The organism is Pseudoalteromonas sp. 11L1, from assembly GCF_055397545.1.
In genome coordinates this window covers 2,278,751-2,300,141 of record NZ_AP041141.1, presented here as the reverse complement: position 1 = coordinate 2,300,141, position 21,391 = coordinate 2,278,751, and the positions used below count along the sequence as shown (strand labels likewise).

The window sequence follows — 21,391 nt, the reverse complement described above, 5'->3', positions numbered from 1 at the left end:
TTTTCTACTAGATATAGTTTTAACAAATTAGCTAACATATTACTATCATTAAGTTTTTATTATTTTAAAGCGGAGTTCATTAGCACTCTGTTCCCGCTTGGCTCATTTTCCTGAATATAGAGGCGCACTCAGCTTATTCACTTAGTCCATAAAACGTTTTGACAAATCTGCATAAAAACCACAAACTACCTACCAGTAGATTGATTTAGCTGAAGTGATTTTAAAATGCATAAACCTGTGGTTATTATTGGTGGTGGCTTAGCGGGCTTATATACTGCTTACAACCTTAAAAAACGTGATATTCCGTTTTTATTATTAGAGGCCAAAGCCAGTTTAGGTGGCAGAATTGCGTCTCATTATTTACCGACTAGTAACACCATTAGCCACGATTTAGGCCCTACCTGGATATTTCCGCACCAGCCTAATATTCAACAATTAGTTGCTGCTTTAAACATCCCCGTGTTTGAACAATACACCCAAGGCGATGTGTTGTATCAAGCATCGCATACTGCCCCTGCACAGCAAATTGCAGGGGCTGGCGAAATGCAGTTATTCAGAATACAAAACGGTATGAGCAAGCTTATCAATTTGCTTCATCAGCAGCTTGAGCCAAACACCGTTAAATTAGAGCACGCTGTTAGCGAAGTAAAAACGCTCTCCGATGGCTGGCATATAAGCGCTAATTACCAAGGGAGTACGCAACACTATACTTGCGATCAGTTACTATTGGCGTTACCGCCTAGAATGATCAGCCAACATTTAACCCCGCATTTATGGGCTGATAATGGTTTAGCACAGCGTTTAGCGTCGGTGCCTACGTGGATGGCAGGCCAAGCAAAGTTTATTGCCACTTTTGAGCACGCTTTTTGGCGAGATAGAAATTTATCGGGACAATGTTTTAGCCGTGTAGGCCCATTGGTAGAAGTTCATGATGCGTCAGCCAGTGAGCATTCTTACCCTGCTCTGTTTGGCTTTATTGGCGTGCATTACTTGCAGCGCAGTAAAGTGACCAGAGAACAATTAACCCAAGCTTGCCTTGATCAGCTCAGCTATTTTTACGGTGAGCAAGCCTATACAGCGAAAAGCTGCATTATAAAGGATTGGGCTGAGGATGAATTTGTTGCCAACAGAGATGACCAAATAGGTGTATCGCAGCATCCTGAATTCAATTTTTCAGGGCTTAGCGAGCAGCTTAAACAGTTAAAAGTGCATTTTGTGGGGAGTGAATTTGCACAGCAAGATGCAGGCTATTTAGAGGGGGCTATGAACGCTGTAGATAGCGCCTTAGCTAATTTAATGAATCCTTAGCTTTTTAAAAGGCGTGCAATGTAGGCACGCCTTTATAAGGTATTAGTCTTCTGATTTGATAACGGTTTCTTCACCTGTGCCAAGCATAGTAGCTAACCAACGCCCTTCATCACTGGCTTCAAGTGCTATTTTTACAATCATGGTTAACGGCACTGATAGCAGCATACCCACAGAGCCTAATAACCAGCCCCAAAATATTAATGATAAGAATACCACCAAGGTAGAAAGCCCGAGGCCTTTACCCATGTATTTTGGCTCTACAATATTCCCCATAACGGTATTAATAGTTAAATAACCCGCGCCGACGAGCCCTGCCACTAATGGACCTTGCGTAATAAGCGCCAGTAACAGTGCTGGCACAGCCGCAATGATTGAACCAATGTTAGGAATGTAATTAAGCATAAATGCCAATACGCCCCATAGTACAAAATAATCAACATCGAGTATCCACAGGTAAAAACCAGCAATTACACCGGTAGCTAAACTCACTAAGGTTTTAATGGCTAAATAAGAGTTAATAGAGTCTAAAAAACGGTCAATTTGCTTAATTTTGCTGTCGGGATCGTCCAGTGCTAAATGAATTTTTTTGCCAAGTATCGGCCCTTCAAACAGCATAAAAACAACTGTTAAAATAATTAAAAACATATTGGCCATTACGCTACCTAAACCCGTTAGCATATTGGTGGCAACATCAACCATTTTGCCGGGATCAAACATAGACAAAATTTGTTCTTTATTAATTAAAATATTGTATTGTGAGGCTACATCAACCAACCATACAAATTCTTCTTTTAATTGTGCTTTATATTCAGGTAATTGTTTTGAAAAATCGTTAACCGACTGCCCTACTAAACCGCCTAAGCTAACCCCTAAGCCCATAATAATAAGCACCACAAGCACTACCGCTATGCCTTTTGGAATACGGTAACGAGCAAAAAAATTAATGAGTGGGCTACAAATTATGGCTATAAATGCTGCCAAAATAAACGGAATAACAATAGCGCTTGCGGCTTTAATACCCGCCAGCACAATGACCAAAGCGGCAAAAATTATTAAGCTTTTATTTACCCCAGTTAAACTAGCCAATACTATTATCCTATTACTGTTATTTGGCTTTAGTGTAAGGCAAAAGCTAATAGAATGAAATGTTTAAGGGTGATCATAAAAATTATTGGTACGTATAAGTTTGCAAATCGTTGAGCTGGAGAGTATAAATTTTAAACATCCTGCTTTTTTATAATTTCGGAGTTGCAATGCATATATTTTTTACTGGCGCCACAGGCTTAATTGGTAGGCACCTTTGCCCTTTCTTGTTGCACCACCACGATGTTACTGTACTGAGCAGAAACCCAACCAAAGCAAAAGTATTGTTAGGGCACCAGGTTAACGCTATTGATAGCCTTGAAGATGTTGATTTTAATACCGTTGACGTGGTTATTAACTTAGCCGGTGAACCTATTGTAAATAAACGTTGGAGTAATAAACAAAAAGCAGTCATTCGCGATAGCCGAATCATTGTTACTCAAGCTATTAGTGATGCTATTAAGCAGTGCCATACCCCGCCACATACTTTTATATCTGGCAGTGCAATTGGTTATTATGGTCGACAAGGCGACACTCTGGTTGATGAAAACAATACAGAGCCTCATGATGAATTTAGCCACCAACTGTGCAAAGATTGGGAGCAAGCAGCTTTAAAGGCTGAGTCTGACGAAACTCGAGTGTGCTTATTACGTACCGGTATTGTATTGGCTAAAAAAGGCGGCGCGCTTGGTAAAATGTTACCAGCATTTAAGCTTTGCGTAGGTGGTCCAATTGGCAATGGTGAGCAAGGTATGTCGTGGATCCATATAGATGATATGGTTCAGCTCATTTTGTTTTTAATTCGCAATAAAGAAATATCTGGTGCTATCAACGCTACAGCCCCTGAGCCGGTAAGTAACAAGCAGTTTAGTAAATCATTAGGAAAAGCATTATCTCGCCCTGCGTTTATGCCTATGCCTGCTGGGGTGCTTAATATATTAATGGGTGAAATGGCCGACTTACTTACTAATGGCCAGTATGTGGTACCTAAAAAAGCATTAGACCATAACTATCGTTTTCACTTTACTAAAATTGACGCTGCATTAGAAAGTTTAGTCTAGCTACTGGCCTTAACGGGTTAAGTTTGTAGTAGGGGGTAAAGCTAATACTTTTTACCCCCTTGCTATTTTAGTGTCACTACCTAATACTTATCTGTATGAACACCTTCACTTAGCTAAAAGAGCCCCTTAAACATGCTTCATTTACCTACATTAATTAGCCTCTGTTTTATTCTTAACTTGTTTATTGCTGTGTTCTTTTTTTCTGTTTATAGATACAAAAAACAACCTTGCTATTTATTTTTTGCTACCGCCTGTTGCTCGTTTATTACCGCAATTGCACTAATTTGTTTAAGAGATTTTATTGAGTTTCCATTATTAACCCATTTTTTTGCTTACGTTTTTATTATTTTAAGCCCATTACTCATTATTTTAGGGTTAATACCACAAAGCCAAGCGCCCGCGATAAAATTAACGCCTTTATACTATGCAAGCGCCATGTGCTGCACGCTTTTACTTGCAGTGTACCTTATTGATGCAGGGCAAATTATTACCAGTATTATTGCTGCTGTATTATTTAGCTACGCTGCGTATTTAATGATTAAAACTCCAAGTGTTGCTGTAGTCCAACAACGCTTACTCGTTGCCTGTTTTGCAATACACAGTGTGGTGATGCTGTTGCAAGTTGTACTCCTTGTTTTGCTCTACTCAAGCCAAATCAGTCAAGCCAGCTTAGCTTTTGGATTACAGCTGTTATTGGTAACGCATTTATTTTTAACTACCGCTACTGCGCTAATTTTACCGTTTATTAAGTTTGCTAATGCTGAGTCTAGGCTAATTAATTTAGCGAATCACGATCCATTAACGCAGCTTTTAAATAGACGAGGTTTTTTTAAGCTATGTAAAAAAATAACGCATACTGCGCCTTTAAACAGCAGAGTATCGTTGATCATGCTCGATATTGACCTATTTAAACAAGTGAACGATCAATACGGTCATGAAACCGGCGATGAAGCGATAAAATGGATTGCACAACATATTAACGAATTGTTTTTTGAGCTTGGTGTTACTGCTCGAATTGGCGGAGAAGAGTTTGCTATTTTTCTTAATCAACAAAACTTAGCGCAATCAAAGCAGTTAGCTCAAAAGCTTTGCAGTAGTATTAATGAATATCCGTTTTATTTTAATAATCACAGCATTGCACTGTCTGTTAGTGCTGGGGTAAGTAGCATGTTAGTGCGCGAACTGAATATGCAAGAACTGTTGTTACAAGCCGATAAACGGCTTTACCTTGCTAAAGAAACAGGCCGAAATAAAGTGGTCACTCATGATGAAAAAAGCCTATTAGCAAAAGCCCACTCTGCCACCATTTAATTTAGTCATAAAAAAACGGCATCATAGTTGATGCCGCTTGATACGTTTACAAATTATTTAGCTACTTACTGATCCAAGGCGTTACTTTAACAACCTCGTTAATGTCAGCTAATACGGTTGTATTGTCTTCCCAGCTATCAGTTACTTCAAAATAACACACTGACTTTTCGCACGTTATGCGCTCATCATCAAATTGCTTAGGAGTTTTAAAGGTAACAACCACGCCTTTTTGTTCAGGTAATAAAAACCACATTAGTTTGCTAACAAAAAAGCCAGATAGGTCTGTTAAGAGCTCTTCAAGCTCATTATTAATAACCAATAACGATTGCTTTGATAACGCCAGTCCATCTAGTTCCTTAGCTTCTATTTGTAGCTTTAACTGACAGTCGTGAACCGGGTTTTTTGGCTGAACTACAATCACCGCTTTGTCGGTATCTAGCTGTTTATCGAACGGTAATAGCAATTGCGCTTTGTCGGTATAATTAAGCGGGTACTCATTTTTTTCAGTTAAAATAGTACCGTTTTTAATACTACAAACTTCGTTAGTACCAATATCGCTAATATAAAAGTTTACGCGGGCGTACTGAAAGTCCCCTTTGTTTACCACTTTTAAACGGTCGTAAAAACCGTCATACGACATCACAAATTCTTTAGCAACGGCACTACTAGCTGCTACTGCTAAAAAGCTGGCTGTAACTAATTTTAATAACGGCTTATTCATTAAAGTACGCTCGGTTTTGATTAATCATGGTATTAAGCTCTTCAATGTACGCTTCACCACGTTCAGAGTATGACATTAAACCATACGTTAATTTAGTCGCTAAAATAGGTTTTTGTTGTGCGCGTAAGTCTTCGCGTATAGTACGTAACTCTTTGTAAGCATTGTGGGTATTAATATTTTTAAAATAAGAGCTTACTGCTGCACGTACCGATTTAAATGCAGCCACTTCATGCTCGGCTTCACTATTACGTCTTCTTGGTACCATGCCACAGCCTTTTTTGTAGCACCATTGGCCAAAAAAGTTTAAGCCAATTCGTGCAAAACGCGAAGTACCCCATGCAGACTCATTGGCTGCCTGCATTAAGGCCATTTCTTTAGGAATGATGTCTACGCGGCGCAGTGCTTGGCTTAAGGTGATGGTATCTAACGTTTCAGGTAATCCGTACGACTTAAGTATTTTTTTAATATCACCCGTTTGTTTTTTACTGAGCGGTTCACTGTGCTCTATCATCATGCGTGCAATTTCAAGGTTTGCACGTTGTTGTAAAATCTTTTTGTTTTCGGCTTCTACATGAGGCTTAATAAAGTTAAAAAACGCATGTTTTTTCTCTTTCACATCAGTGAATTCTGAGAACTTTGGCAACTTAACGTTGTGCAATGGTTTTTCTTTCTTCTTCTGTTTTTTAATATCGTTAGTGCTGGTTTGCTCGTCTGATACTAGTTCATCAGCATCAATAAACGGAAGGGTCAACGCCCAAATAACAACGGCGGCTAACAACAACTGAAAAATAGTTTTTAACATGTATTATCTCAATTTAACTCTAAGTTATGTATGGTGTAGTCACATACATACGAAACATCATTATACCTAAGCCACTTTATAAACGCGAATACTGAACAACCGAATAAAATTCATACACCTATTGCTTACAATTTATAATATACTAAGTGCTAAAGCCGAAGACGAATTGATAGGTTGAGACATGGATAAACAGTGGCAAAATAGAATAATTGAACAATATAAGCACCGCCCTAACGATAACCGCTCTCCTTGGCAAATAGACCGCTCACGAATCATTCATGCTGCTGCATTTAGGCGTCTTCAAGCTAAAACCCAAATAATGGGTATTGGCTTAAACGACTTTTACCGTACACGCCTTACCCATTCATTAGAAGTCTCGCAAATAGGCACCGGCATATTACGCCATTTAAAGGCCCAACATCCAAGCTTTGAACATTTTCCATCTACTGGATTGCTCGAAACCTTATGTTTAGCGCACGATATAGGTCATCCACCGTTTGGGCATGGTGGCGAAATTGCACTTAACTATATGATGCGTGATCATGGTGGTTTTGAGGGTAACGCACAAACACTGCGCATTGTGGCAAAGCTAGAGCCCTACAGTAACGGCTACGGCATGAACTTAACTAGACGCACCTTGTTAGGATTTATTAAGTACCCAGCTTTTATCGATAACCTTTGGCATAACATCCCACAAGAAAATAAACAGCGTGCATTTATTAAAGCCGATGACTGGCGTCCAGCCAAAGGTATTTATAATGACGATGCCGCGATATTTAATTGGATTATTGAGCCTCTTAGCGCAAGTGATAAAGCGTTATTATCTAGCCAAGAACACGCAGATGCTTACCGCGCTAAAACCCGTTATAAATCACTCGACAGTGCCATTATGGAACTGGCTGATGACATTGCTTATGCCGTTCACGATCTTGAGGATGCAATAGCTACCGATGTTCTTAGTTTAGACGATTGGCTAACCCATGCATTGCCGCATTTACAAGCACTTGACTATGACTGGTTAAACACTTTGCTGGAGTCACTCTCCAAGCGGTTATTTTCAAAGTATGAACATGAGCGAAAAGACGCCATAGGCGAACTGGTGAATACCTTTATTATTCATATTCATTTAGATACCCAAAACAATGAATTTGAGTGCCCTATTTTAAAGCACACCGCAAAATTAGATCAGCAATACGAAAATGTGCTACAGATCCTCAAACACTTTGTATTTCAGCGTTTAATACGCGACCCACAAATGCAGCAAATAGAATTTAAAGGGCAAAACCTACTCATAGAATTATTTACTGCGTTTGCCAGCGATCCGCTGCGCTTATTACCCGAAACCACGCAGGCACTGTACCTTGAAGCTGAAAAACACAATCAAGGTATGCGTATTATTTGTGACTATTTAAGCGGTATGAGCGACGAATACGCTTATAAAACCTATCAACGGTTGTTCTCCCCCATACAATAAGTTAGCTAATCTGAACTCAGGTTAGTCAACATAAAAAAGCCGAGTCACTTACGTAACTCGGCTTTTCGTTAGTTTAAAAAAATCACACTACAGTGATTTAATGCCCATGTTGTAAAGCGTGAAACCGTACATGTCGGCATAAAGGTCAATAATTTTACTGGTTGGTGTACCTGCACCATGGCCTGCATTGGTTTCAATACGGATAAGCGTTGGATTAGTACCTGCTTGATTCGCTTGAAGTTCAGCTGCAAATTTAAATGAATGCGACGGTACAACGCGGTCATCATGATCGCCTGTAGTGATCATCGTCGCCGGATATACAACCCCTGCTTTTACGTTATGAATTGGCGAGTAGCCTTTTAAGTAATCAAACATTTCTTTACTTTGGTCGCTAGTTCCGTAATCGTATGCCCAACCAGCGCCAGCTGTAAATGTATGATAACGAAGCATATCCAATACGCCTACCGCAGGTAACGCAACTTGAAACAAGTCAGGTCGCTGGGTCATTACAGCACCCACTAATAACCCACCGTTTGAACCACCACGCAGTGCTAAGCGTTTTTTAGAGGTGTATTTTTTATCTTGTAAGTATTCAGCTGCAGCAATAAAGTCGTCAAATACGTTTTGCTTTTGCAATTGTGTACCTGCTTTATGCCACTCTTTACCGTATTCACCACCACCACGAATATTAGCAACTGCGTATACGCCGCCTTGCTCAAGCCAAGCTGCTGTTGTAGAGCTAAAGCGAGGTGTTAAGCTTATATTAAAGCCACCATAACCATATAAAATAGTTGGGTTGCTGCCATTTAATTTAATATCACTTTTATAAGTGATAATCATCGGTACTTTAGTGCCATCTTTAGAGGTATAAAATACTTGCTCAGAGGTATAGTTATCGCTATTAAAATCTATCCCTGATTTACGGTATACTTTTGACTCACCGCTTTGCACGTCAAAGCTGTAAGTTGTACCTGGCGTTTTGTAGTTAGTAAACGAGTAATAAAGCGTAGTTTGCTCTTTTTTACCGCCAAAGCCACTCGCCGTACCGACGCCTGGTAAACTAATTTCGCGGATCAATTCGCTTTGTTTGTTGTACTGTTTCACTTTTGAAATAGCATCAACCATGTAGTTGGCAAAAAACGTATTACCGCCAAGGGTTACATTAAGTACGTTTTCAGTTTCTGGGATAAAATCTTGCCAGTTTTCAGGCTGTGGATTGCTTGCATCAACCGTCACTACTTTTTTATTTGGTGCATTTAAGTTAGTAACCAAAAATAGCTTGCTGCCTTCGTTGTCAATTACGCTGGTATCAGAGTCGGTATTACCCACTACAGTCACAAATTCGCTATCTGGCTTGGTTAAATCTTTAATAAATAACTTATTACCAGAGGTTGATACGCTGGCACTAATAAACAAGAAACGACCATCTTTGGTTGCTTTAGCGCCCACATAGCGGTGCTTTTGTTCTGCTGTATCGCCAAATACTAAAGTATCTTCGCCTTGATCTTGGCCTAACTTATGGTAATACACTTTATGTTGATCAGTTTTTGCAGAAAGCTCACTGCCCTCTGGCTTATCGTAGCTTGAATAGTAAAAACCGTCATTTGCTAGCCAGCTAACGCCACTAAATTTAACATCAACTAGTGCTTGCTCTACCTGCTCTTTGGTCTCGGTGTCTATAACAATGATTTTACGCCAATCACTACCACCTTCTGAAATTTGGTACGCTAACAATGAACCATCTTCTGAAAATGATAAACCCGACATTGAAGTGGTGCCATCTTCACTAAAAGTATTAGGATCTAAGAACACTTCAGCTTCACCGCCGTCTTTGCTGCGGTATAAAACGTACTGGTTTTGCAGGCCATCATTTTTATAAAAATAGGTGTAATCACCTTCAGTAAACGGCGCGCTGATTTTTTCGTAGTTCATGAGTTTTTCAAGGCGCTGTTTGAGTGTGTCTCTGTAAGGCACTTGCTCTAAATACGAAAAGGTAAGCTTGTTTTGAGTTTTAACCCATTGAGCCGTTTCATCACTCATATCATCTTCTAACCAGCGATACGGATCAGCCACGGTTTCATCAAAGTAAGTGTCAACCACAGTGCCTTTTTTAGTTTCAGGGTAATCTAGTGAGTTAACTGCTTTCATAGCTGTTTTTACTTTATTTTGAGTGGTGTTTTCTGCAGGTTGTGAACAACCCGCAAGTGCGATTACAACCGCACAGGTCAGTGTTTTTTTAAGCATTGCTTTATCATTATTTTATCTATAGTGAACCTAACCTATTAACTTTTACTGCTTTTGTCTATTGAGATGCGGTAAACGTCATTTATCGCTGTTAACCTACGCTAAATTGCGCTTAAATAAACGAACGACTTTTAAGCATTCGCAGGTTGAGTAATGACAGAAACTAAATCCTTTTCTAGCTTTAAACGCTTTTACCCTTTCTATTTAAAAGAGCATCGGAATAAAACCTGTCGCAGACTGCATTTTATTGGCAGTAGTTTAGTGTTGTTACTAGTCGGCTATGCGCTTATTAGCTCGCAATTCGTATTGTTATGGTTATTACCGGTGATTGGTTATGGCTTTGCATGGGTTGGGCATTTCTTTTTTGAAAAAAACCGCCCCGCCACATTTAAGCACCCGTTTTACAGTTTATTGGGTGATTGGGTCATGTTTAAAGATATGTTGATTGGCAGAATTAAATGGTAAATGGCTACTTACGCCTCGGTATTATAAACACCTCACCTTACTTGCTGTAAATAAATTGTAGATTGAATGTAATTCAATTGACCTCGATTATAAAAATAGTCTAATTTGGCAACAGTAATTTCAATTAGTTCATTATTCTAACAAACACTATATTGAAACCACCTGAAGAGCATCGAATGAGGGAAATTAGTTATGCAAATTACACCGCTATTTACAGCAAAAAAGACCATCACTTTAAGTATCGCCGCTGCACTTGTAGGCTCATGGACGGCTAACGCTGCTGAGCAAAAAACACAAATCCAAGAAAACATTGAACAAATTAGTGTAATTGGCTCTCGCCGACTAGGCCGCACAGTTGAAGATAGCCCTGTTCCTATTGATATTATTAGTAATGATGCCTTAAAAAGTTCGGGGCAAACAGAAACCAATGCACTATTAAGTACGTTATTACCAAGTTTTAATTTCCCCCAACCATCAATTACCGATGGCAGCGATCATGTACGCCCCGCTCAACTGCGTGGCTTAGCCCCTGATCACACCCTAGTGCTCGTAAATGGTAAACGTCGCCACAGTAACGCGCTACTAAATTTAAACGGCTCAACGGGTCGTGGCTCGTCATCAGTTGATTTAAACGCTATTCCTGCAAACGCGATTGAACGCATTGAAGTATTACGCGACGGCGCCGCAGCTCAATATGGCTCAGACGCTATTGCCGGGGTGATTAATATCGTCCTTAAAAGCAATAGCAATGGCGGTAGTTTGGGTGCCGTATATGGTGCAAATATTACCGATATGGACGGTGTAGCGCAGTTACAATCGGTCTCTGAGGACGCAAATGGTGACTTAGCTTTTACTGAGGGCAGCGACCGCTCGCTTACCGACGGCCAAACCTTAACTCTGCAAGGTAATATGGGGTTTGAATTAGGCGATAACGGCTTTTTGAGTATTTCTAGTGAATATCGCGATCGCAGCTCTACCAACCGCTCTGATTATGATCAACGCGAAAACTACGCTCGTTTACCTGATGGCTCTCTCGACCCACGCGAATTCACATGGGATCGTTACAACCATAACTTTGGTAACGGCACTGTTGAAGACTTTGCGCTGTTTTACAACGCAGGTTATCAGCTAGCTAACGATGCTGAGCTCTATTCTTTTGGCTCATACAGTAAACGTGAAGGCGAAGGCGGTGGTTTTTATCGTCGCGCCCAAGACAGCCGTAACGTTACAGAAATATACCCTGATGGCTTTTTGCCGGTGATCACCTCAGACATTGATGACTTTTCATTGGCTTTAGGTGTGAAAGGCTTTGCTAATGAATGGAACTACGATGCTTCTGCTGTATATGGCCAAGATGCCTTTAACTTTGGTGTTATTAATAGTTTAAACACTTCATATGGGCCAAGTAGCCAAACCAGTTTTGATGCCGGCACGCTAACTTACGATCAGCTGACTATTAATCTTGATTTTAGCCGTGAGATTGATGCTGACTTTTTAGCCAGCGGAATTAACGTGGCAGTGGGCGCTGAGTATCGCCGCGAAGGGTATGAAATTCAAGCAGGTGAAGAAGCCTCTTATGCGCGTGGTAATTTTGGCCCAGGTGGTGCCGTGACCGATCCGGTTAATGGCCCATTCGGCTCTGCAGGTTCACAAGTGTTCCCGGGGTTCACACCTGAATCTGCGGGTGATAACAGCCGCCACAATGTTAGCCTTTACGTTGACTTAGAAGCCTTTATTACAGATAACTGGAATGTTGCCGTAGCCGCCCGTTACGAAGACTACTCTGATTTTGGCGACACGCTTAATGGTAAAATTGCCACTCGCTATACACTTACAGAAGACTTAGCACTGCGTGGCTCTGTATCAACTGGGTTTAGAGCTCCGTCTCTACAACAGCAATACTTTACCTCGGTAGCGACTGTATTTGTGGATGGCGAACCAACACAGACAGGTACCTTTGCGCCAAGCAGCGATGTTGCCGTTGCATTGGGTTCACCAGGTTTAGACGCAGAAGAAGCTACTAACTACGGGGTAGGCTTTACGTGGTCAACCGACTTCAACTTCAGCTTATCTGTTGATTACTACCAAATATTAATTGATGACCGTATTGTGTTATCAAATAACTTATCGGGCGCAGGCGTTGCAAGCTTACTTGAGGGCACCGGCGCTAACCAAGGTCGATTTTTCTTAAACGCGATTGATAGCAAAACCCGTGGCGTTGACGTCGTGGCTTCTTATAATTTAATCACCGACAACTACGGTGATGTAGCTTTTAACTTAGGTTACAACTACGGTAAAAACCAAGTCACCGATATTATTGACCCACCAGCACAATTACAAAATGTTGGGGTTGAGCAAGATAATTTGTTCTCGGGTAACGAGCTACGTCGTTTTGAAGTGAGCACACCGCGCAATAAATACAACCTTAGCGCAACATGGACACTTAACGAATGGCGTACCACACTTCGCAGCACTCGCTACGGTGAAACACAAGACCCGTCTGAAAACCCAGAGCGTAACGAAGTGTTAGAACCTAAATGGATCACCGATTTAGATGTTGCCTATGCACTTAATAATAACCTTACTCTTAGCTTAGGCGCTAATAATGTGTTTGATGTATACCCAGATCCAACTCGTGAGCTGGTGAGCGATATAACCACTTTCTCTCGCTTGTTCTCGTACTCGGGCTTTTCACCATTTGGTTTTAATGGCCGTTATGTATACGGCAAAATTGAAATGAAGTTTTAAGCTGTAGCTTAAACCAAAAAGCCACACTAAATAGTGTGGCTTTTTAATAGCTTAGGGTCTGTTGATCTTTCAAGGTTAAATTTGCAGCAGTCTGTTTGGTATTTAGGCAAGGCAGAGCCTATGTGGTGTGGTTATTCCCCATAAATAGGCGATAACGCAGCATCAATGCCAAACAGGCACTGCCCGAAGGGTTCTGCCTAGGGACGATTTACTCTTTGTTGCCTACATGGATGTAGGTAAGGAGCGTGAGCAGGACGCGGAAGCTTTGCTCGGTTTTTACTTAGCCCACTAGGTTACAAACCTCGCGCCGCGATTAAACCGCACCTAGTTTGAACAAATTTTAATCCGCAAAGGTCAACAGACCCTAGAACCCGATTAGATTTTAGTTAACCAACCGTGTTTATCTTCGCTCTTACCCCATTGAATGTCGTTCAATGCTTGACGTAAGCGTGCCGTTGTTGGCCCTGGTTCACCGTTACCTACTTTGTATTCTTTATCGTTATGGATAAACGTACCTACTGGAGTCAATACTGCCGCAGTGCCTGAAAGTGCTGCCTCAGTACCTGGTTTTGCTGCACGCTCTAAAAGCTCAGTGACAGTAAAGTTGCGCTCGCTAACCGTCATACCTAAATCTTTAGCTATGGTTAAAATGCTATTACGGGTTACACCGTGTAAAAATGTGCTGTCGAGTGCTTTTGTAATGATTTCATTGCCATCAATTAAAATAAAGTTTGCGGCACCGGTTTCTTGTACATCGCCGCCTGGGCAAAATAAAATTTGGTCGGCTTTATATTTAGTGCGTGCTGCTGAAATTGGGCCAAGTGCGCTGGCATAGTTACCACCGCTTTTGATCATACCCATGTGCGGGGCACAGCGCATACCATCTTCTTCAAGTAAAACACGTAACGCAGTTGCACCACCTGAAAAATAATCACCCACTGGCGATAATAACGTGTAAAGCAACGAACTCATTGACGGTGCCGCCGCTTTACCAATGGCAGCTTCTGTACCAATGTGGGTTGGGCGAATATACATAGAACCAGGAGGAAGCGGCGTTTCATCGGCGTATTCACGAACAATATCGATGATCATTGTTTTTAGCATCTCGCCATCAACAGCAGGTAAACTCAACAATTCAGAACTTTGCTGCATGCGCGCAATATTAGCGTCCATTCTAAAAATATTAACCGAGCCATCTTCGTGACGAAAGGCTTTTAACCCTTCAAAACATGTACTTGAATAATGAAGAACGTGCGCACCTGCATGCAACTCAAGCTTATCGCAAGGAACAATTGAGCTTTCGCCCCACTGATTGTCAGAAAACTTAGCTTGAATCATCTGCGGCATAAACACAGTACCAAATGCTGCCATTTTTATTCTCTCTTGTGTGGTCTATTTTTCTCCATTGTATGACAACCAGCTACTATTTAACCATAGCAAAACGAGCTGTTTTTAAATTAATTAGAAGAATTCTTTGCATGTACTGATGATTATTTAATCAATAAAGCGCTTGCTAACTCTTTAATGCAATAATCAGCTAACATTTTATAGTTAGCTGATTATTTAATGCATACATAATAGTAGCGGCTATTTTATTAACCTCTATTTAAATGAATAACGTAATATACGCTTTAACACTGAGGTGTATTGCTGAAAAAATCCGCCAGTATTATAAGCAATCCCCTGCTTTTGTAATGCGGCTTGCACTTTAGGCGCAATTTCTTGATAACGGGACGATGGCATATCAGGAAATAAATGATGCTCTATTTGAAAGCTTAAATGCCCAGTTAAAATATGAAACCAACGTGCCCCTTTAATGTTTGACGACCCCAGCGCTTGGCGATAATACCACTGCCCTTGGTTTTCGTTTTTGCAGTCTTGCTCATAAAAGGTATGGGTTTGCTCGGTAAAATGGCCACAAAAAATAATGGTTGAGGTCCATAGGTTACGAATTAAGTTTGCCAAAAAATTACCGCTTAATACCCATAAAAACAGAGGTCCCGCAAAAACTGGAAATAACACATAGTCTTTAATTAGTTGGCGCGCCCCTTTACTAAAAAAGCGCTTTTTTAAAGTGCTATGCGCTACAGCGCCTTTACGGTTTGGTTTCTTTTTACCTATAAAGACTCGCTCGCCTGCGAGCTCATGATACGACACGCCCCACTGAAACAGCACGCTTAAATTTAAATAGGTAATAAACTGCCATGTATTTTTTAGCCGCCATTTAAAGTCATTGCTCAACCTTAATAAGCCATAACCAAAGTCACGATCTTTTCCGATAATGTTAGTGTAAGTATGATGTTCAAAGTTATGAACGCGGTTCCAGCTTTGGCCATCGCAGGCTATATCCCACTCGTAGCTTTTAGAGTTAAGTTGTTTGTCGTTCATCCAATCGTATTGACCATGCATTACGTTGTGGCCAATTTCCATGTTGTCGAGAATTTTAGCCAAACCAAGTAATAAAACACCCGCTACCCACAATAATGGCTGTACAAAACCAAGCATCAATAAAATCCGTCCGCCTATTTCGCAAAACCGCTGCTTACGCACAATAGAACGAATATAGTTTGCATCCTTTTGCCCAACTGTAGCTAATGTCGACATTTTAATTTCATCTAAATCATCGGCTAACTGTTGATAATTTATAGTTGTCATAGCTGTAACTCCAAATCGCTAACGGCTTGGCTCACACACAGTTGAATTAACTGCTCGCCAGTATCTGATAATTGATTAGTTTTTAAATTACGCACCACTCCCGACTTTTTAATGCACTGGCATTGATGGCAAATACCAATGCCGCAACCACGCTGCACAGGGAGTTTTTTTGCTTCAAACTGGTTTAATAGCACCTCATTACTAGTCACTACATGCGTGTCTTTATTTATTATTACTGAAAAATGATTGTCGTCAGTCAATTTAGGCATGGATAGACCAAACGATTCTTGGTAATAGGTTAAATTAAGTAGACGAGTAAAATCTGCAACTTCTTGCATAAAGCCAGCAGGACCACAGCAATATATATCAGGATTATCGTCCGTATTTATATGAGTAGTTAAATATGGGCTTCGATCCCGTGTAAGCAGTACGTAAGAAAAATGATTATATTGCTGTGTCAGCATTTTTAACTCATTAGTGCATTGATGCTCACCTGCTTTTGAAAAGTAAATTAATTTTATCTGATGCTCAGTATTACTTAGCTGCTGATCAAGCATTGCAAGCATAGGCGTAATTCCCGAACCACCAGCAATAAACGTGCTGGGTTTGTGCCAGCTTTTAAATACAAAGTCGCCACTTGGTAAAGAAATATTACACCATGGCTGCACCGCTAATGCATTTTGCAATTGGCTTGTAAAATGACCTTGCTGATCTGTTTTTACTAATAAACGAAGTAAACCTGTCGCCTTAAATTGTGCGGGGCTGCATGCCAAAGTAAACACTCGAGTAAGCAAACGTCCATTAGCTTCCACCGTTAAGCTAATGTGTTGACCAGCAATATGTATAGGCCACTTTTTACTTGGTTTAAGTGAAATACTTAAAAATCGCCCGCTTAGCGCTTGAACATCAACAACCTTGGTTCGAAAAAGGTCAGCGCGCCACCCAGGTTTAAACACTTGCATTATTGGCTCAATATAAGCTGCAAAGCTTTGATGGTGTAAAAACCATTTTGAAAATTGGTCTAATACCGGAGTTAACATGGTTATAAATTCTCTATTTAAATCGACTACCCATTAGTTTCTGCTGGGTTTTATATTTGAGCATACACGTGTAAGCTTAAACTTCAGCGCACAAGTGTACGCTCGAATTTTTAAATTTCAACCCCATTAGAGTAATTATTCAATTTTTCTAGAGCGGTATTTTAAGGTTAACAACGCTTAAGTACCCAATGGAGAACGATTAAATTGCGTGCACTTGTACTTATCCCAAATACTTAACACCATGATAAATAGCGTGCTAAGGTAGTTAAAATTTAGTTAATTTTGGAAGCCATTATGAACAAAGTAACAACGCGTAAAAAATTTTCTACACTTGCCAAAATCAGTTGTGCATTTGCACTTTCGGGGCTCACCAGCCTCAGTACTTATGCAGTTGATTTTAAAGAACTGGATAAATTAGCGCTTAATGTAAAACCGGTAACTGTTGCCCAAGGAATTTCAATTCCGTGGGCTATTGAGGCTCTGCCAAACGGTGACTTATTAATAACCGAGCGCAGCGGCATCCTTTATTTACTTCGTAATAACTCCACCAGCTTAACTAAAATCACAGGGCTACCAAAAATAGATGCCAACGGCCAAGGCGGGCTTCTTGATTTAGAGCTACACCCTGATTTTGCTAATAATCAATGGCTATATATTACTTATTCAAGCAGTGAAGGCGATGGCGCAGGTAGTAACACCGCACTTATGCGTGCAAAGCTAAAAAACGATCACAGCCAACTACTTGAGTCACAACAATTATACAAAGGTGAGCATAACTCTAAAAAAGGTCAGCATTACGGCAGCCGTATTGTGTTTGATAACCAAAACTATGTGTATTTTTCGATTGGCGATCGCGGCTCGCGAGATATTAACCCACAAGATTTAGGCCGTGATGGCGGTAAAATTTATCGTTTACACGACGATGGTAAAATTCCATCCGACAACCCCTTCGTAAACCAAAAAGGTGCAAAACCAGCGGTTTGGTCTTATGGGCATCGTAACCCACAAGGTATGTGGTTCGATGGTGACAATAGTGTATTTTGGGCACACGAACACGGCCCCCGTGGTGGCGATGAGCTTAATATGATTAAACCTAAAACTAACTACGGCTGGCCCGTGGTGAGTTACGGTATTAACTACAGCGGCACCTCGTTTACCGATTTAACAGAAAAACCGGGCATGCAAGCGCCCATATTACAGTGGACACCGTCTATCGCTCCTTCAGACATGTTGCTAGTAAAAGGTGATAAATACCCTGAACTTAAAGGTAAATTTTTACTCGCTTCAATGAAATACGCCTTTGTTAGCGTATTAGAAATAGCAGGTGGCAAGGTCGTTAAACAAAGTAAATTACTTGAAGGTATTGGCCGTATTCGCAGCCTAGCCCAAGGTGATGATGGTACTATTTACCTTGGATTAGATGGCCAAGGCATTGTGCGACTAGATCCTAAGTAGTCATTTAATACATCTAATTACAGTAACAGCAAACTTTTTGCAGCTTAACTGCGTACTGTTACTGTAATTAGCTAATAAACAACGAGGGTGTTGATGTTTTCATTTTTAAAGCCAGATCCAATCAAAAAATTGCGTAAAGAGTACGATGCAAAATTAGAGCAAGGCATGCAAGCACAAAGAAAAGGCGATATTAAAAGCTATGCGATGTTAACTGACGAGGCTGAAAAAATCTGGAATGAAATAGAAGCACTCGAAGCCAAAAAGGCCAAGTAAAAATATAGCCTACCAATTCAAACCAATCCCGCGTTAAAAACGCGGGGTTTTAATACTTACAAACATCCTTTTTTAAATTCACTTAAGCCCAACCAGATAATTCCCTAGCTTAACCTCTATCGTAACCAGCTTTTAATTGAGCACAGCTCATTATACTCATAGCATTATTGCCTTCTCTTACTTATGCTCATAACCCACCTAAAAACTCGCATAAACAATTATTTACATTAACGTTAATTAGTGGAATTATTAATCTACTCCAAAAGAGTTGATGCATTGTTTTAAGTAGCAGAATATTAAAGCGCTGATGATTTTGTGAGTGCGAGGAAAGCATTTTTAGTAAAGTGTGTAATTAAGCCATAAAGCATCAAAAATTTACTGGAAAAAATGCAATATAATGAAAAAATTATAATTAAATCAAGGAATACAGATGTACACAGGTAGTTGTTTATGCGGCTCAATCAACTTTTCAATTAATGGTAAAGTTACTGATATTATTCATTGTCATTGTTCGCTTTGTCGTAAGGCCAGTGGCAGTGCTTTTGCTACTAATGGATTTATTAATGTCAGCGATCTGACATTAACTGACTACAACGGCACACTTACTTTTTACCAAAGTAGTGAAGGTAAACGTAAGTACTTTTGTAAAACCTGCGGTGCTCCAATTTATAGTGCTAACGCTCAATCTCCTCAAAGATATCGCCTTCGATTAGGCGCGTTGACCTGCGATATAACAGAGCGACCCATATCGCATAATTTCATCACCTCAAAAGCTAATTGGGAAGACTTAGATGCTCAGCTTCCTCGTTATGAGGGACATGAGCCAGGGCGAGAGTAAATCCATATAAATTTATCTATTTTTTTGAAGTGGGAGTTTGAATGAATCTGAATCAAGTAACTTTGCCAGTCAAAGATATGAATGAAGCGGTGAGTTTTTATCGCACACTTGGCTTTACCCAAATTGTTGATACACCTCATTATGCACGTTTTAGTTGCCCTGAAGGTGATTCTACATTTTCATTGTCTTTAGAAAGTGAATTTTTTGAAAATCATTCTGTAATTTATTTTGAGAACGATGACCTTGAACAATTGTGCCAGCAGTTAATCAAAAAAGGGATCGTATTCGAACAGCAACCCACAGAGCAAAGATATCTATGGAAGGAAGCGGTTTTAAAAGACCCTTCAGGAAATAAAATTAAACTCTATAAAGCTGGAGAAAATCGATTAAACCCACCTTGGAAGGTACAAAAACAGCCATAAAGCTAAGCACGAACCAGCATTGCGCTAAACAGCTAAATGCTGGCGTTTAAGTACTGTACTTAGTTATTTATATTCCACCTTAGCGGTTAAGCGATTAAATAATCCTGGGAAAAACCGTTTTATAAACGGTGCCCAACCACTTAACCCTTGGCCTATTACAACTTCGTCTTTTTTATTGTAGATTGCGGTGAGCATTTTTGATGCGGCTACATTTACGTTCATACCATTTTCTATCGAAGGTTCGGGTTTGTTTTGCGCCTCCCCTTGCTCGTTTAATGAGTTATGGGCAATCGCCGTTTTAATTGAGCCAGGGCAAATAGTTAAACAATGTATATTGTGCTGCGCCACTTCGGCGCGTAAGCAATCCATAAAGCCTACCACAGCGTATTTACTGCCTGAGTATCCGGTTCTAAACTTTGAGCCTACTTTGCCTGCCACGCTACTAATAGCCACTACTGAACCGCTTTTACGCGCTACCATTGAAGGTAATACCGCTTTAGTGAGTGCAATTAAGCCAAAGTAGTTTACTTCCATAAGTTGGCGATACACTTTAAAGTCGTTTTCTAAAAATAAACTACGCTGCGATACGCCACCGTTATTAATTAAAATATCAATGGGGCCTAAGCTATCTATTTTCTCCGATACATCCTGCAGTACCATTTCGGGCTTTGATAAATCAAGCGGGATAACACGGTGCCCCTCGCCTTTTAACTCGTCTTTTACTTGGTTGAGTTTATCGATATTTCGCGCTGATAAAATAACCTTTGCACCTTGCTCTGCAAATTGTTTTGCAAGTTCTTCACCAATACCTGATGATGCGCCGGTGATCCACACTGTTTTATTATTATAATCCATGGTTTACCTTATATTTATTAACTGATTATGCTTTAGTTGGGCCCGCTATTTCATTCACTTGCTGTTCTAAATTTTTATAAAAGCCCATCAAAAACAACAGCTCAACAGTGACATACAAAGGGCCAATAATTAAGCCTACTAAATCATCAACAAAAGCGGGCTTTTTACCTTCAAAATAATGACCAATAAACTGTAATATCCAGCCAAACACGAACACCCCAACTCCAATTACCAACCAAGGTATTAATGCCATTGCGGCAATTGGCTGGGCAGCTACCAGTAATAAAGTGAAAATAATTCCCATGATTAAACCAAGCGAAAAGCTCAACATAAAATAGTAAACCACAGAGGCTAATACAAAAATTTGCGCGCCATCAATGCTAAAATTAGCAATAGGAATTTCAATTCGGGCGAGTAAGCATAAAGCGGCAAACACAATGAGTGGAATACCAAAAAAATGGGTTAATACATTTCGTTTAGAGCGATGGTACAAACCATACTGGCCGAGCTGTTGTTCAAGGGTTTTCATGACGACGTTCCTATTGTTATTTTTATAAGCAAAGTTCACCTTATAAAAAATGACACATAATAACAACTGATAACGATAGTTAATCTGTAAAAATGGTGGGCAGCACC

At 40.2% G+C, this 21,391-nt stretch carries 19 protein-coding genes; 10 read left to right on the top strand and 9 right to left on the bottom strand.

All coding sequences use genetic code 11. The features are described 5' to 3' along the window. Positions 1-225 precede the first annotated feature (225 nt). Positions 226-1,308: a flavin monoamine oxidase family protein gene (locus tag ACZ5WS_RS10810; protein WP_464708573.1), complete on the top strand. Its 1,083-nt coding sequence runs from the start codon at positions 226-228 to the stop codon at positions 1,306-1,308. A gap of 42 nt (positions 1,309-1,350) precedes the next feature. Here ACZ5WS_RS10810 and ACZ5WS_RS10805 read toward each other — a convergent pair whose 3' ends face one another. Further along, positions 1,351-2,394: an AI-2E family transporter gene (locus tag ACZ5WS_RS10805; protein WP_010390257.1), complete on the bottom strand. Its 1,044-nt coding sequence runs from the start codon at positions 2,392-2,394 to the stop codon at positions 1,351-1,353. Positions 2,395-2,561: 167 nt separating this feature from the next. Between ACZ5WS_RS10805 and ACZ5WS_RS10800 the strand changes: the two genes are divergently transcribed. Further along, the gene (locus tag ACZ5WS_RS10800; protein ID WP_464708569.1) at positions 2,562-3,452 is read left to right on the top strand and encodes a TIGR01777 family oxidoreductase; all 891 of its coding nucleotides are present in this window, start codon (positions 2,562-2,564) and stop codon (positions 3,450-3,452) included. Between the two features lie 132 nt (positions 3,453-3,584). Next, a complete protein-coding gene (locus ACZ5WS_RS10795; protein WP_464708566.1) occupies positions 3,585-4,763 on the top strand; it encodes a GGDEF domain-containing protein in 1,179 nt (392 codons plus the stop codon). A gap of 61 nt (positions 4,764-4,824) precedes the next feature. On the opposite strand, the gene ACZ5WS_RS10790 is transcribed toward ACZ5WS_RS10795, so the two are convergent. Further along, complete coding sequence (locus ACZ5WS_RS10790) at positions 4,825-5,484, bottom strand: DUF2987 domain-containing protein (RefSeq protein ID WP_055012589.1); 660 nt, start codon at positions 5,482-5,484, stop codon at positions 4,825-4,827. Then, positions 5,477-6,286 carry a glucosaminidase domain-containing protein gene (locus ACZ5WS_RS10785; protein WP_464708563.1) on the bottom strand — a complete coding sequence of 270 codons (810 nt, stop codon included), beginning with the start codon at positions 6,284-6,286 and terminating at the stop codon, positions 5,477-5,479. The genes ACZ5WS_RS10790 and ACZ5WS_RS10785 overlap by 8 nt, the downstream gene beginning before the upstream one ends. Positions 6,287-6,467: 181 nt before the next feature. Here ACZ5WS_RS10785 and ACZ5WS_RS10780 point away from each other — a divergent pair, with 181 nt between their 5' ends. Next, on the top strand, positions 6,468-7,760 hold the full coding sequence (locus ACZ5WS_RS10780; RefSeq protein WP_464708560.1) for an anti-phage deoxyguanosine triphosphatase: 1,293 nt from the start codon (positions 6,468-6,470) through the stop codon (positions 7,758-7,760). 87 nt (positions 7,761-7,847) lie between these two features. Here the strand turns inward: ACZ5WS_RS10780 and ACZ5WS_RS10775 are convergent, their stop codons facing one another. Beyond that, positions 7,848-10,004, bottom strand: a complete 2,157-nt coding sequence (locus tag ACZ5WS_RS10775; protein ID WP_464708557.1) for a prolyl oligopeptidase family serine peptidase — start codon at positions 10,002-10,004, stop codon at positions 7,848-7,850. A gap of 153 nt (positions 10,005-10,157) precedes the next feature. Here ACZ5WS_RS10775 and ACZ5WS_RS10770 point away from each other — a divergent pair, with 153 nt between their 5' ends. Beyond that, positions 10,158-10,469 (top strand): Mpo1-like protein, encoded by a 312-nt coding sequence (locus ACZ5WS_RS10770; RefSeq protein ID WP_178956179.1) that lies wholly within the window; start codon positions 10,158-10,160, stop codon positions 10,467-10,469. A 192-nt stretch (positions 10,470-10,661) separates the two neighbouring features. Then, positions 10,662-13,217, top strand: coding sequence for a TonB-dependent receptor plug domain-containing protein (locus tag ACZ5WS_RS10765; RefSeq protein WP_464708551.1), 2,556 nt, complete (start codon positions 10,662-10,664; stop codon positions 13,215-13,217). Positions 13,218-13,592: 375 nt separating this feature from the next. On the opposite strand, the gene ACZ5WS_RS10760 is transcribed toward ACZ5WS_RS10765, so the two are convergent. The 3 genes from ACZ5WS_RS10760 to ACZ5WS_RS10750 form a co-directional block, all read right to left on the bottom strand. After that, on the bottom strand, positions 13,593-14,588 hold the full coding sequence (locus ACZ5WS_RS10760; RefSeq protein ID WP_008463981.1) for a branched-chain amino acid aminotransferase: 996 nt from the start codon (positions 14,586-14,588) through the stop codon (positions 13,593-13,595). A gap of 231 nt (positions 14,589-14,819) precedes the next feature. Beyond that, the gene (locus ACZ5WS_RS10755) at positions 14,820-15,872 is read right to left on the bottom strand and encodes a fatty acid desaturase family protein (RefSeq protein WP_464708546.1); all 1,053 of its coding nucleotides are present in this window, start codon (positions 15,870-15,872) and stop codon (positions 14,820-14,822) included. Further along, the gene (locus ACZ5WS_RS10750; RefSeq protein ID WP_464708542.1) at positions 15,869-16,912 is read right to left on the bottom strand and encodes a flavin reductase family protein; all 1,044 of its coding nucleotides are present in this window, start codon (positions 16,910-16,912) and stop codon (positions 15,869-15,871) included. Before ACZ5WS_RS10750 ends, ACZ5WS_RS10755 begins: the two co-directional genes overlap by 4 nt. 294 nt (positions 16,913-17,206) lie before the next feature. Here ACZ5WS_RS10750 and ACZ5WS_RS10745 point away from each other — a divergent pair, with 294 nt between their 5' ends. From ACZ5WS_RS10745 to ACZ5WS_RS10730, 4 genes are all read left to right on the top strand, one after another. After that, positions 17,207-18,367 (top strand): PQQ-dependent sugar dehydrogenase, encoded by a 1,161-nt coding sequence (locus ACZ5WS_RS10745; RefSeq protein WP_464708537.1) that lies wholly within the window; start codon positions 17,207-17,209, stop codon positions 18,365-18,367. A gap of 93 nt (positions 18,368-18,460) precedes the next feature. Continuing rightward, complete coding sequence (locus tag ACZ5WS_RS10740; protein WP_010390276.1) at positions 18,461-18,640, top strand: DUF6435 family protein; 180 nt, start codon at positions 18,461-18,463, stop codon at positions 18,638-18,640. Positions 18,641-19,070: 430 nt separating this feature from the next. Beyond that, positions 19,071-19,478 carry a GFA family protein gene (locus ACZ5WS_RS10735; protein WP_178956184.1) on the top strand — a complete coding sequence of 136 codons (408 nt, stop codon included), beginning with the start codon at positions 19,071-19,073 and terminating at the stop codon, positions 19,476-19,478. Positions 19,479-19,519: 41 nt separating this feature from the next. Further along, complete coding sequence (locus ACZ5WS_RS10730) at positions 19,520-19,900, top strand: VOC family protein (protein ID WP_178956185.1); 381 nt, start codon at positions 19,520-19,522, stop codon at positions 19,898-19,900. A 63-nt stretch (positions 19,901-19,963) separates the two neighbouring features. On the opposite strand, the gene ACZ5WS_RS10725 is transcribed toward ACZ5WS_RS10730, so the two are convergent. Then, positions 19,964-20,755, bottom strand: a complete 792-nt coding sequence (locus ACZ5WS_RS10725) for an SDR family oxidoreductase (protein WP_138608214.1) — start codon at positions 20,753-20,755, stop codon at positions 19,964-19,966. Between the two features lie 25 nt (positions 20,756-20,780). Then, positions 20,781-21,284: an Mpo1 family 2-hydroxy fatty acid dioxygenase gene (locus ACZ5WS_RS10720; protein WP_054201066.1), complete on the bottom strand. Its 504-nt coding sequence runs from the start codon at positions 21,282-21,284 to the stop codon at positions 20,781-20,783. Positions 21,285-21,391 lie beyond the last annotated feature (107 nt).